The 12,498-nt window shown below is 47.4% G+C and carries 11 protein-coding genes and 1 riboswitch; of the genes, 10 read left to right on the top strand and 1 reads right to left on the bottom strand.

Annotated features, from left to right (window positions below; genetic code table 11):
• The first annotated feature begins 8 nt into the window (after positions 1-8).
• The 3 genes from L0659_RS07025 (at position 9) to L0659_RS07015 (ending at position 3,455) form a co-directional block, all read left to right on the top strand.
• Positions 9-1,283, top strand: coding sequence for an amidohydrolase/deacetylase family metallohydrolase (locus L0659_RS07025; protein WP_235125037.1), 1,275 nt, complete (start codon positions 9-11; stop codon positions 1,281-1,283).
• A 66-nt stretch (positions 1,284-1,349) separates the two neighbouring features.
• Complete coding sequence (locus tag L0659_RS07020; protein WP_235125036.1) at positions 1,350-2,282, top strand: RraA family protein; 933 nt, start codon at positions 1,350-1,352, stop codon at positions 2,280-2,282.
• Positions 2,283-2,348: 66 nt separating this feature from the next.
• Positions 2,349-3,455, top strand: a complete 1,107-nt coding sequence (locus L0659_RS07015) for a bile acid:sodium symporter family protein (RefSeq protein WP_235125035.1) — start codon at positions 2,349-2,351, stop codon at positions 3,453-3,455.
• A 96-nt stretch (positions 3,456-3,551) separates the two neighbouring features.
• Here L0659_RS07015 and L0659_RS07010 read toward each other — a convergent pair whose 3' ends face one another.
• The gene (locus tag L0659_RS07010) at positions 3,552-4,055 is read right to left on the bottom strand and encodes a GNAT family N-acetyltransferase (protein ID WP_235125034.1); all 504 of its coding nucleotides are present in this window, start codon (positions 4,053-4,055) and stop codon (positions 3,552-3,554) included.
• A gap of 142 nt (positions 4,056-4,197) precedes the next feature.
• Positions 4,198-4,293, top strand: a riboswitch (TPP riboswitch).
• Here L0659_RS07010 and thiS point away from each other — a divergent pair.
• From thiS to L0659_RS06975, 7 genes are all read left to right on the top strand, one after another.
• Complete coding sequence (gene thiS / locus L0659_RS07005) at positions 4,253-4,567, top strand: sulfur carrier protein ThiS (protein ID WP_235125033.1); 315 nt, start codon at positions 4,253-4,255, stop codon at positions 4,565-4,567. Its footprint overlaps the riboswitch before it by 41 nt.
• Positions 4,568-4,609: 42 nt before the next feature.
• Positions 4,610-6,490 carry a phosphomethylpyrimidine synthase ThiC gene (thiC, locus tag L0659_RS07000; RefSeq protein WP_235125032.1) on the top strand — a complete coding sequence of 627 codons (1,881 nt, stop codon included), beginning with the start codon at positions 4,610-4,612 and terminating at the stop codon, positions 6,488-6,490.
• Between the two features lies 1 nt (position 6,491).
• Complete coding sequence (locus tag L0659_RS06995) at positions 6,492-7,742, top strand: thiamine phosphate synthase (RefSeq protein ID WP_235125031.1); 1,251 nt, start codon at positions 6,492-6,494, stop codon at positions 7,740-7,742.
• Positions 7,736-8,506, top strand: coding sequence for a thiazole synthase (locus L0659_RS06990; RefSeq protein WP_235125030.1), 771 nt, complete (start codon positions 7,736-7,738; stop codon positions 8,504-8,506). The genes L0659_RS06995 and L0659_RS06990 overlap by 7 nt, the downstream gene beginning before the upstream one ends.
• Positions 8,496-9,608, top strand: coding sequence for a 2-iminoacetate synthase ThiH (thiH, locus tag L0659_RS06985; RefSeq protein WP_235125029.1), 1,113 nt, complete (start codon positions 8,496-8,498; stop codon positions 9,606-9,608). Before L0659_RS06990 ends, thiH begins: the two co-directional genes overlap by 11 nt.
• Before the next feature lie 15 nt (positions 9,609-9,623).
• Entirely contained in the window at positions 9,624-10,673 is a 1,050-nt protein-coding gene (gene moeB, locus L0659_RS06980) for a HesA/MoeB/ThiF family protein (RefSeq protein WP_235125027.1), read from the top strand.
• Positions 10,674-10,762: 89 nt separating this feature from the next.
• Entirely contained in the window at positions 10,763-12,454 is a 1,692-nt protein-coding gene (locus tag L0659_RS06975; RefSeq protein ID WP_235125026.1) for a GH39 family glycosyl hydrolase, read from the top strand.
• The last annotated feature ends 44 nt before the right edge of the window (positions 12,455-12,498 follow it).

Below are 12,498 nucleotides of genomic sequence, written 5' to 3'. Positions count from 1 at the left end.
CTGAAATCATGACCATAAAATTACTCTTAACCTGTTTTGCGTTTCTCGTCGCATTCAGCTCCGTCAAAGCCCAGCAATATTCTGTGGTGATCAAAGGCGGCCACGTTATTGACCCCAAAAACAATGTGAACGGCATCATGGACGTGGCCCTCAAAGGCGACACCGTGATGCTCGTTGCCAAGAACATTGATCCCAAAGAAGGCAAACAAGTCGTGAATGCAAAAGGGTTGTTCGTTACTCCCGGCCTCATCGACATGCATTCCCATAACTTTTACGGTACAAACATGGACCAGACTTACAGCAATGGCCCCAATGCATTGCCGCCGGACGGTTTTACATTCCGCACGGGCGTTACCACGGTTGTGGACGCTGGCTGCGCGGGCTGGAAGTCTTTTCCCGATTTCAAGAAACAAACCATTGATATATCCAAAACCCGCGTGCTCGCATTTTTGAACATTGTAGGAGAAGGTATGCGGGGCGGCACTTACGAGCAGAATGTGGAGGATATGGACGCTGCAGCAACTGCCAAAGTGGTAAAGGAAAACCCGGATTACATTGTCGGCATTAAACTTGCGCATTACAATGGCTACAACTGGACGCCGACGGAGCGCGCCGTGGAAGCCGGAAAACTTGCCAATGTGCCTGTTATGGTGGATTTTGGAGGCAGCAAGCCTGTTTTGCCTATCGAAGAGTTATTCATGAAGCGCCTGCGTCCGGGTGATATTTTCACACATTGCTTCGGTCAGCTCAGCAGCAGAGAGCCGATCCTGGATGTTGCGACGGGAAAGATCAAGCCGTTTGTATATGAAGCGCGAAAGAAAGGAATCCTTTTTGACGTGGGTTATGGCGGCATCAGCTTCGCATTTTCCCAGGCTATTCCAGCGGTCAAAAGCGGATTTTACCCCAACACCATCAGCACCGACATTCATACCGGCAGCATGAACAATGCAATGAAAGATATGCTAAATGTAATGTCTAAATTCCTGGCCATGGGCATGGACCTTCCCGCAGTGATTAAAGCGAGCACCTGGGCGCCTGCGCAAGCCATTCATAGAGAAGAACTTGGTAATTTATCCGTCGGCTCGCGTGCGGACGTGACCGTTTTACGGGTTTTAGATGGTAAATTTCAATTGAATGACACAGGCACATTTGGTTTCTGGGATTACACGGGCACCAAGATCCAGGGAAAGCAAAAGCTTGAAGCTGAGGTCACTATCCGTGCCGGAAAAGTGGTTTACGATCTCAATGGCCTTACAGAACCGCTCGTGATGACCAAAAGATAATTTGAATGATAATCCATTCGATGCATCTTTGACCCAATATCTTGCCGCAATTTTTATTTTTCAAATATGAGAGTACGATTTCTTGGCGTAATAGCCCTTTTAGCCCTTCATTTCGGCGCTTCGCAGTCCACGCAGGCGCAAATAATGCCCAAAGAAGAACTCATGTTCCTAACCTCCGAATGGAAAGGCGAACGCTTCCCGGACGGCCGCCCCAAAGTACCGGATGCGCTCATTGAACGCGCTAAAAATATATCTATTGAAGAGGCCTGGGTTGTGCTTCAAAATGAGGGCTATAACTGCCAGTTCGATGGTAATTGGAAGATTTTGAAAGATGATATCGTCATCACCGGCCGTGCGTTAACCGCCCAGTTTATGCCTTCCCGCCCGGATGTTGAAAAATTGGTAAAAGACCGTGGTAACAAGAACGGAATGTTGGGAAACACCAATTCCTGGCCCATCGACAAGCTTTCCAAAGGCGACGTTTATGTAGCAGATGGTTTTGGTAAAATCGCCAGCGGAACATTGATCGGCGATAACTTGGGAACATCCATTTTTACCAAATCAGGCAATGGCGTCGTGTTCGATGCATCCGTCCGCGATCTGGAAGGACTTTCTAAAATTGAAGGATTTAATGCTTTTGTGAGGGACTTTGACCCATCATTCCTGAAAGACGTTTTTCTGACCGGCATTAATACGCCCATCCGAATTGGCCGCGCTATTGTATTGCCAGGTGATGTGGTTTTGGCTAAAAAAGAAGGCGTGATCTTCATTCCCGCGCACATGGCCGAAAAAGTAATCTTGACCGCCGAATTTCTCACATTAAGGGACAAATTCGCGCTTCAAATGCTTCGCGAAGGCAAATTCACTCCCGGCCAGATCGACAACCAATGGACCGACCAGCTCAAAGAAGCTTTCCTGAAATGGCTGGACAGCAATCCAAAGGAAATTCCGATGAAGCGCGCCGAGTTGGACGAATACATGAAGAAAAGAACCTGGTAACTCCTGTTTGTGAAGTGCCAGGGCACTATTGCGTTCCCTTTTCAATAGCATTATAACCACAATTATATGAATGTTTACAAGCTACTCGCCGGCGTCGCAGGTTTGTGTCTTCTGGTTGCGCTTTTCATGGCCCTCTCCGGAAACCTTCCGCAAGCCGGACCCTTCTTTATTGCATTTTTTCTGTTGTTAGCCATCAGTTTCAGGGGTTTTGAAAAGCTCAAGGGCTTTACCTACACAACCGTCATTTTCGCCGCAGTTACCACCGCGCTTTATTATCCGCAGCATTTCCAAACGGTCGATGGTTTTAAGCTGGCTGCATTAATCACTCCGCTGATCCAGATCATTATGTTCGGTATGGGCACCTCAATGAGCTTCGGGGATTTTGTAGGCGTTGTGAAAATGCCAAAAGGCGTGTTAATCGGTGTAGTAAGCCATTTTATCATTATGCCAACCATTGGCTTTACACTGGCCAACCTAAGCGGTTTCCCACCTGAGATCGCAGCCGGAATTATCCTCATCGGCTGCTCTCCGAACGGAATGGCATCCAATGTAATTTCCTATCTGGCCAAAGCAAACCTGGCATTATCGATCACGATCACAGCGATTTCAACAATGCTCGCTCCTATCGTGACACCATTGTTAATGAGCTTATTAGCAGGTGCATTTGTACAAATTGATACATTGCATATGATGTGGGACATTATCAAGATGGTCATTATTCCCATCGGCGCAGGCTTGCTGTTCAACAAATTTTTCAGCGGCAAAGCCAAGTGGCTCGACGACGCTATGCCGATCGTTTCCATGGCCGGGATCGCATTTATCATCGTCATCATCACAGCAGCCGGTCGCGACAGTCTGCTTACGATCGGACCAACATTGCTGCTGCTCGTACTGATCCATAATCTATCCGGTTACACGTTGGGTTACTGGTCCGGCCGCCTCTTCAAAATGAGCGAAAGGGACTGCCGCACTATTGCGATAGAAGTGGGCATGCAAAACGGCGGCCTGGCGTCCGGTATAGCCAAGGAAATGGGAAAGATGGCCACGGTAGGGCTCGCACCCGCTATTTTCGGGCCGTTAATGAACATTACCGGTTCGATACTTGCATCCTGGTGGCAAGGCAAGCCGACTGGCGATGAGGAGAGTTATGTGGAGACTGGACGGGCACATTGAGAGATGCTGCTGACAAGAACAACGCCCTGTCAGCCTGAGCGGACCGGCAGAAGTACGCTCCTGACAGGCATAAGCAACGCTCAGGCAGACAGCTTCTCAATCCTCCTCCAACAGCAACTGCATAAAAACCAGATCCAGCCACTGATCAAATTTATAGGCTACTTCCTTCAAATATCCCTTTTCAACAAAACCATACTTCTTGTGAAACTCGATGCTGCCGCGGTTGGCGGCGTCGATGCCGGCGATCATGCTGTGCAGGCCGGATTCCCGGGCGCGCTGGATGAGGCTGCCGAGCAATTTGCCGCCTACGCCCAATCCTCTTGATTTTTCATCCAGGTAAATGGAATGTTCTACACTGAACTTGTAGCCGATTTTGGGTCGGAAAATATTGTAGGAACCGTAACCAATGACTTTGCCTTCCCTTTCCGCGACAATCACAGGCATGCCGTCATTGAACATTTTTTCGAACCATTCCCGTTGCTCGTCCAAAGTCCGGGGTTCGTAGTCGTAAATGGCAGTGGTGTTGAGAATGGCGTGGTTAATAATTTCTAAAAGGGATGGCAAATCCTTTGGAGCAGCGCTTCTGATAATGAGATCCATCAAGTAACGTAGGTTCGATATAATTGGTAAATATGACCTTAAAGTTACCCGATAATTCTTAAAATAAAAGTGATCCCAATGTGTCCTTTGCCACTCTTTTCTATGGTTAATTTTTATAAATACATTTTTTGGAATAGCTTTGCCTAAACTTTAGGGGTGTCCCGATATGCGGACTGAGATAATACCCTTTGAACCTGATGCAGTTAGTACTGCCGAAGGGAAAAGTAAGAGATACTGCTATTGTATCTCAATGTATCTTTCCAAAAAAAGGTCCATTCCTGAAGTTTTTCTCAAAAACACAACTCGGAATGGAAATTATCATCAACGGTCAATCGCGCGAATTTTCTGAACCACTCTCGGTCCAGCAATTACTTTCTGCTCTTTTTCCTGATCAGGCCAAAGGGATCGCAGTCGCTGTCAATCAGTCTGTTGTGCCTAAATCGGCATGGACTGATCATAAGCTGCAACCGCATGACCGCGTGATGCTGATCACCGCTACCCAAGGCGGCTAGCCTCCATTCTCCCCCATATGTTTATCCTTAATCCAACATTTTATGAAAACTGAAAAAACGCCACAGAGCGGCAGTGTGACCACAGACCCATTTCCGAATTCCAGGAAAATTTATGTAAAAGGCAACCTGCATAATGTGTCCGTTGCGATGCGGGAAATTGCATTGACCGATACGCGTTTGCATGGAAGAGCTGGGCAGGTGGAAAAAAATGCGCCGGTGACCGTTTACGATACAAGCGGCCCGTTTACTGATCCCAATGTTTTAATTGACGTAAAAAAAGGACTGCCCGCATTACGGTCGGAATGGATTAAAGGACGGCAGGATGTGGAGCAACTGGAAGGCATCAGTTCAAATTACGGGCAACAGCGCCTTTCGGATCCGTCATTAGATGCATTGCGTTTTGCGCACATTACCAAGCCATTACGCGCCAAAGCAGGTGCGAATGTTTCCCAATTGCATTATGCAAAAAAAGGCATCATTACGGCTGAGATGGAATACATTGCGATCCGCGAAAACCAGCGGATCCAGGAAAATCTATTGGAACTGAATAGTAAGGCAGGCTCGCTTGCGCACCAGCACCGCGGTCATAGTTTTGGTGCTAACACGCCTGTGAAGTTTATCACGCCCGAATTTGTACGCTCAGAAGTAGCAGCAGGCCGCGCGGTGATTCCAGTGAACATTAACCACCCGGAAAGCGAGCCGATGATCATTGGACGTAATTTCTTGGTAAAAATCAATGCTAATATTGGCAACTCTGCGGTTTCCTCAACCATTGAGGAAGAAGTAGAAAAGGCCGTTTGGGCTTGCCGCTGGGGCGCTGACACGATCATGGATCTCTCCACAGGTAAGAATATTCACGAAACCCGCGAATGGATCATCCGTAATTCTCCCGTTCCCATCGGCACTGTTCCAATTTATCAGGCTTTGGAAAAAGTGAATGGTAAAGCCGAAGATTTGACCTGGGAGCTATTCCGCGACACGCTCATCGAGCAAGCCGAACAGGGCGTCGATTATTTCACGATCCATGCGGGAGTACTGCTTCGTTATATTCCGCTTACGGCCAAAAGACTTACGGGAATCGTATCCAGAGGTGGCTCTATTATGGCCAAATGGTGCCTGGCGCATCACAAAGAGAATTTTCTTTACACGCATTTTGAGGAAATATGTGAGATTATGAACGCCTATGACGTCGCTTTTTCGTTAGGCGACGGCTTGCGTCCGGGCTGCATTGCGGATGCCAATGACGCCGCCCAATTTTCTGAACTCGAAACGCTGGGTGAGCTCACCAAAATCGCCTGGAAACATGATGTTCAAACCATTATCGAAGGCCCCGGCCACGTACCGATGCATTTGATTAAGGAAAATATGGAAAAGCAGCTGGAACATTGCCAGGAAGCGCCATTTTATACATTAGGACCATTAACAACCGACATTGCCCCTGGTTATGACCACATTACATCAGCGATCGGCGCGGCTATGATCGGCTGGTTCGGGACGGCCATGCTTTGTTACGTGACGCCGAAGGAACATTTGGGACTGCCTAATAAAAAGGATGTGAAGGACGGCGTAATTACGTATAAAATCGCCGCCCATGCCGCGGATTTAGCCAAAGGACATCCCGGAGCGCAATATCGCGACAATGCATTAAGCAAAGCCCGCTTCGAATTCCGCTGGGAAGATCAGTTCAACCTTTCGCTGGATCCTGAAACGGCAAAATCATTCCACGACGAAACATTACCGGCAGAAGGCGCCAAAATCGCGCATTTCTGTTCGATGTGCGGACCGAATTTCTGCTCGATGAAAATTACGCAGGATGTACGCGATTATGCAGAGGAGAATGGTTTGAATGAAGAGGCGATTACAGAGGGAATGGAGGAAAAATCGAGGGAATTTGCGAGTCTGGGCAGCCAGATTTACTTATAATATGGAGCTGATCATCATTTCGCATCCTGAATTTATTCCGAACGAATCCGAGCGGATCAACGCGCTTTTTCGGAATGGGTTGCAGCGCCTGCATCTCCGTAAACCCGGTTGTAATGTGGCCGATTTGAACGGGTTGCTTGAAGAAATCGACGCTGACTTTTATTGCAAAATTGCTTTGCATTCGCATCACGAACTCGCAGCGCAATATGGGATCACCAGGCTTCATTTCCCGGAAAAATTGAGAAAGGACACGCCGGAATTGATGTTTGAAAAACTAAAAAATGGCGGTTTCAAACTCAGCACATCGATTCACGACATTGCCCAACTCGCACAACTTCCCAAATTTTTCAACTATACATTCTTCGGGCCTGTCTTCGAAAGCATTTCGAAAAAGAGCTATCAGGGAGTCGTTAATGATGATTTTTATTTAAAAGAAGAACAAAAAACAATGAAAGTGATCGCTATTGGCGGAATTGATCATTCAAATATAGATAGAATAGAAAAGATGAACTTCGATGGCGCAGCCATGCTAGGAGCAATCTGGAATTTACAATCTTCATTTTCTCAATTTTCAACAATTGCCGGGGGCTTAAGCCCCCGGCAATTGTTGAAAATTGAGAAAATTGAGAAAATTCAAAAGCTGCAATTCATTTCCAATCAGTCAGATACAATGAGCCATCTGGAAAGCATTCAACTGGCTTTGGAAGCTGGCTGCCGCTGGATCCAGTTGCGCGTTAAGAAAGAACCTGAAAGCAAAGTTTTAGAAATGGCCAGAGCTGCAAAAGCGGTTTGCGATGGTTATGACGCCAAACTGATTATCAATGACTTCCCGAACATTGCAGTGTCAGTAAATGCTTATGGTTTACATCTGGGTTTAAATGATATGCCTATCCCAGAAGCCCGAAAAATTGTTGGCCCCAACATGATCATTGGCGGAACAGCCAACACATTGGAAGACATTCGTTTGCGGATCAACGAAGGCGCGGATTACGTTGGACTAGGGCCATTTCGATTTACTAAGACGAAGCAAAATCTCAGTCCCATCCTGGGCCTGGACGGTTATCGGGTTTTAATGCGAAAACTATCTGAGCGAAATTTAAGCATTCCGATCATTGCCATCGGAGGCATTTTGCCGGACGACATTCCGGCCTTATTAGCAACAGGTTTACACGGCGTAGCGATGTCTTCTGCATTGATCCAATCCGAGAACCGGACAGAAACGGTCCAAAAACTTGATGAAATATTATGTTGAAAATCGCAGATAAAGCGTTTGAATCGCGGCTGTTTACGGGGACTGGCAAGTTCAGTTCTGCCGCGTTGATGGAAGAAGCGCTGCTGGCTTCCGGTTCGGAACTTGTGACCGTTGCGCTGCGGCGCGTGGATGTGAATGATGCGCAGGATGATATGCTCTTGCATCTGAAACACCCGCACATTCATTTGCTGCCCAACACTTCGGGCGTCAGAACGGCCAGAGAAGCTGTTTTTGCGGCACAATTAGCACGGGAAGCTTTGGAAACCAACTGGCTCAAACTAGAAATCCATCCCGATCCAAAGTATCTTCTCCCCGACCCGATCGAAACGCTCAAAGCTGCGGAGGAACTGGCGAAATTGGGCTTCGTAATCCTGCCTTACATTCATGCAGACCCGGTTTTGTGCAAAAGATTGGAGGATGCTGGCGTCGCAGCCGTCATGCCGCTCGGCGCTCCGATCGGGAGCAATAAGGGTTTGAAAACGATTGATTTTCTGGAAATTATCATTGAGCAAAGCAATGTTCCTGTGATCGTGGATGCGGGAATCGGGTCGCCTTCGGATGCTGCCAAAGCCATGGAAATTGGCGCCGATGCGGTTTTGGTAAACACAGCCATTGCGATTGCGGGTGACCCTGTGGCTATGGCAAAGGCATTTAAGTGGGCCGTCATCGCGGGGCGAATGGCGTTTGAGGCGCGGTTAGGAAATCAGGAAAATCATGCTGTGGCGAGCAGTCCGTTAACTGCATTTCTGGATTATGAGCTTTAAAGAAAAATTTGAGGCATACGATTGGGAGGAAGTCAAGGCAAGCATTTATTCCAAAACCGGAAATGATGTGCAAAAGGCGCTTTTGGCTCAAAAACGAAGATTGGAAGATTTCAAAGCATTGATATCTCCCGCAGCAGCACATTTCCTGGAACCGATGGCGCAGCTAAGCCGCAAACTGACTCAAAAGCGTTTTGGCAAAACCATGCAAATGTACATTCCGCTTTATTTGTCAAATGAGTGCACCAACATTTGTACGTATTGCGGGTTTAGTCTGGATAACAAAGTGCGGAGAAAAACGCTTTCAAAAGATGAGATTTTGCGTGAGGTCGAGGTCATTAAATCGCTCGGTTATGACCATGTTCTGCTCGTAACGGGTGAGGCAAATCAGACGGTCCATACGGCTTATTTCAAAGAAGTGATCCAATTGATACGACCTTACTTTTCACAGATTTCAATGGAAGTGCAACCATTGGAAATCACTGAATATGAGGAGTTGATCGCGCTGGGGCTTTATTCTGTTTTGATTTATCAGGAAACCTATCACAAGGAAGATTACAAAAAACATCATCCGAAAGGCAAAAAATCGAATTTTAACTATCGCCTCGAGACACCCGACCGACTCGGGCAGGCCGGAATCCATAAAATGGGGCTCGGCGTTTTGATTGGCCTGGAAGATTGGCGGACAGACAGCTTTTTCACCGCCGCGCACCTGCAATATCTCGAACGAACCTATTGGCAAACGCGTTATAGTTTATCATTTCCCAGGCTGCGGCCATTTTCCGGCGGACTTGAACCGAAGGTAGAAATGACCGATCGGGAGCTTGTACAGCTGATTTGCGCGTATCGGATCATGAACGAGGAAGTGGAAATCTCGCTTTCCACACGTGAATCTGAGCAGTTCCGGGATCATTGCATTCAATTGGGCGTTACGTCTATCAGTGCAGGCTCCAAAACCAATCCGGGCGGCTATGCGGTTGAACCGGAGTCGCTGGAACAGTTTGAGATTTCGGATGAACGCAGTCCGGCTCAGATTGCCGACATAATCCGAAAAAGGGGTTATGAGCCGGTTTGGAAGGATTGGGACCAGGTTTTTGTGCAATAAAGAAATTGGAATAACATGTTTGAACAACAGGAACGCAAACGTTATAGCAGGCAGATATTATTGCCGGAAATGGGCCTAACCGGCCAGGAAAAGCTGAAAGCTGCCAAAGTGCTGGTTGTCGGCGCGGGTGGTCTGGGCTGTCCGGTGCTACAATATCTCGTGGCTGCGGGCGTGGGTCACATTGGCATTGTGGACGATGATGTGGTGGACATTACCAACCTGCATCGACAGATTCTTTACTCGGCAGCCGATATTGGCAAAAGCAAAGTGTTGACTGCCACTGAAAAACTAAATGCCCAAAATCCTTTTGTCAAACTCACTCCATACAACATTCGCCTGCAAGAAGATAATATTGCAAAAATCATTGCTGACTATGACATCGTAGTCGATGGTTCAGACAATTTCCCTACGCGCTATCTCGTCAATGATGCCTGCGTCGAGCTGGATAAGCCATTGATTTTCGGGTCCATCCTGCGTTTTGAAGGGCAAGTTTCGGTTTTCAATTACAAAGGCGGCCCCACTTACCGATGCCTTTTCCCCGATGCAGAAGAAGGGGACAATTGCGCCGAAGCGGGCGTAATCGGCATTTTACCCGGAATGATCGGCACTTATATGGCCAATGAAGCCATCAAGATCATCTGCGAAATCGGCGAACCATTATCAGGCAAATTATTGGTAATGAATGCTTTAACCAACACAAACAGCATTTTCGAATTTTCCAGATCCGAACAAATTGCATCCGCTCCAAAAACAGAGAAAACAACAGCCCAAAGCGAGCCGCAAAGCCAATTAATGGAAATGAAATACGAAGACTTCGAACGAATCGAAGCATCCTACCCCGGCCAGATCCACCTCGTTGACGTAAGGGAATATAACGAATTTGAAGCCGACAACTTCGGCGGCATCAACATCCCCCTATCTGAAATCCCCGACATTCTCCCAACATTACCCCCCAACAAAACCATCGTCTTCTACTGCCAAACCGGAAAAAGAAGCGCCCAGGCAGCCAAGTTGCTAGCACAAAGCGGGTTTGACGGAGCGAGTTTCTGGGCTGGGAATTGGTGAATTGCTCCTTAGGGTTAGTAGTTTTTTAAAGGGATATCCTTACCAATGCTAATCACCACTTTCTGGCCATTGCAATAACCCACAGCCCTATGTCATTTCATAAATTACTTGTTTCTGCTTTATTACTAATCAGTTCTTCTATTGTTGTAGCCCAGGAATCTTCACAAAAACCTATCACCATTGAAGTCAACCTGAATGTCGAAAAGGGCCTGGCGAAGCCGATTTGGGCTTGGTTTGGTTATGACGAGCCGAACTATACTTACATGAAGGATGGGAAAAAGTTGCTGACGGAAATTTCGCAGCTGAGCAAAGTTCCGGTTTATGTGCGGGCGCATAGCATGCTCGTGACGGGCGATGGCGTGGCGGCTTTGAAGTGGGGCTCGACCAATGTTTATACCGAGGATAAAAAAGGAAAGCCGGTTTATGACTGGACGATCGTTGACAAAATTTTTGATACATACATTGAAAGAGGCATGCGGCCGATTGCCCAAATTGGCTTTATGCCCGAAGCATTATCGTCCAAACCGCAGCCTTACAGGCATTATTGGAAGCCGGGAGACAACTATAATGACATTTACACTGGCTGGGCCTATCCGCCTAATGACTATAAAAAATTCGCGGAGCTGGTGTTTCAATGGGTGAAACATTCTGTTCAGCGGTATGGAAAAGAGGAGGTTGAAACCTGGTATTGGGAGCTTTGGAATGAGCCGAACATTGGATATTGGAAAGGGACGACAGAGGAGTACATCAAGCTTTACGACTATTCTGCCGACGCTGTAAAGCGTGCGTTACCGACCGCAAAAATCGGCGGACCGGAAGTTACCGGGCCAAATTGGGACGTTTCCGCAAAATTTTTCAGGACATTTCTGGACCACGTTGTAAGCGGTAAAAATTATGTAACGGGAAAGACCGGCTCTCCCCTGGACTTCATTACTTTCCACGCAAAAGGCAATCCCAAGGTTGTGGACGGCATTGTGCGCATGGATATGGGAACGCAGCTGCGCGACATTGACAAAGGTTTTGAGATCGTGGCCTCTTATCCCAGCCTTAAAAATCTGCCGATTATCATTGGTGAATCTGATCCCGAAGGCTGCGCGGCTTGCTCGGAAGACCTTCATCCGCAGAATGCTTACCGGAACGGGACCATGTATTCCAGTTACACAGCCGCTTCATTTGCCCGGAAGCACGAGCTGGCCGACGCCCGGGGCGTTAATTTGCTGGGTGCCGTGACCTGGGCATTTGAATTTGAGGACCAGCCGTGGTTCAGAGGTTTCCGGGATCTGGCGACGAATGGCGTAGATAAACCTGTCTTAAATGTTTTCAGAATGTTCGGGATGATGGATGGAAACCGCGTGGAGGTAAGACAGAACCTGGCTTATAATGGTGAAAAACTGAAAAAAGAAAGCGTTCGCGGAGAGCGGGATATCAATGCTTTTGCCACAAAAAATGCGAGGGAAGCGGCCATAATGGTCTGGAATTATCATGACGACAACAAAATGGTCGACGCATCGCCTGTCAATCTTCAACTCAACGGGCTCAATGCAGAGCGCGTGCAAGTGCATCATTACCGGATCGATCAGGAACATAGCAATGCTTATGAAGCTTGGAAAAAAATGGGATCCCCTCAAAAACCAACTGCCGTGCAAATCGCTGAATTAGAACGAGCCGGACAGTTACAAACTTTGACTTCCCCGCAATGGGTCAATGTTGAAAAGGGAAGAATAAAGCTGCAATTTGCATTACCTGCGCAAGGTGTCTCATTGGTTAAGATCATTTGGTAAACAAAAACTCTTATGAATTTTAATAATCTATTAATTACGTAGAT

The organism is Dyadobacter sp. CY347 (genome assembly GCF_021502655.1).
Taxonomy (GTDB): domain Bacteria; phylum Bacteroidota; class Bacteroidia; order Cytophagales; family Spirosomataceae; genus Dyadobacter.
This window is presented reverse-complemented; position numbering and strand designations above follow the sequence as displayed.

Coding starts and splice junctions, on each gene's coding strand:
- L0659_RS07025 (WP_235125037.1), top strand. CDS start 9: ATGACCATAAAATTACTCTTAACCTGTTTTGCGTTTCTCGTCGCATTC.
- L0659_RS06995 (WP_235125031.1), top strand. CDS start 6,492: ATGGAGCTGATCATCATTTCGCATCCTGAATTTATTCCGAACGAATCC.
- thiC (WP_235125032.1), top strand. CDS start 4,610: ATGAAAACTGAAAAAACGCCACAGAGCGGCAGTGTGACCACAGACCCA.
- L0659_RS07015 (WP_235125035.1), top strand. CDS start 2,349: ATGAATGTTTACAAGCTACTCGCCGGCGTCGCAGGTTTGTGTCTTCTG.
- L0659_RS07020 (WP_235125036.1), top strand. CDS start 1,350: ATGAGAGTACGATTTCTTGGCGTAATAGCCCTTTTAGCCCTTCATTTC.
- moeB (WP_235125027.1), top strand. CDS start 9,624: ATGTTTGAACAACAGGAACGCAAACGTTATAGCAGGCAGATATTATTG.
- L0659_RS06975 (WP_235125026.1), top strand. CDS start 10,763: ATGTCATTTCATAAATTACTTGTTTCTGCTTTATTACTAATCAGTTCT.
- L0659_RS07010 (WP_235125034.1), bottom strand. CDS start 4,055: ATGGATCTCATTATCAGAAGCGCTGCTCCAAAGGATTTGCCATCCCTT.
- thiH (WP_235125029.1), top strand. CDS start 8,496: ATGAGCTTTAAAGAAAAATTTGAGGCATACGATTGGGAGGAAGTCAAG.
- L0659_RS06990 (WP_235125030.1), top strand. CDS start 7,736: ATGTTGAAAATCGCAGATAAAGCGTTTGAATCGCGGCTGTTTACGGGG.
- thiS (WP_235125033.1), top strand. CDS start 4,253: ATGCAGTTAGTACTGCCGAAGGGAAAAGTAAGAGATACTGCTATTGTA.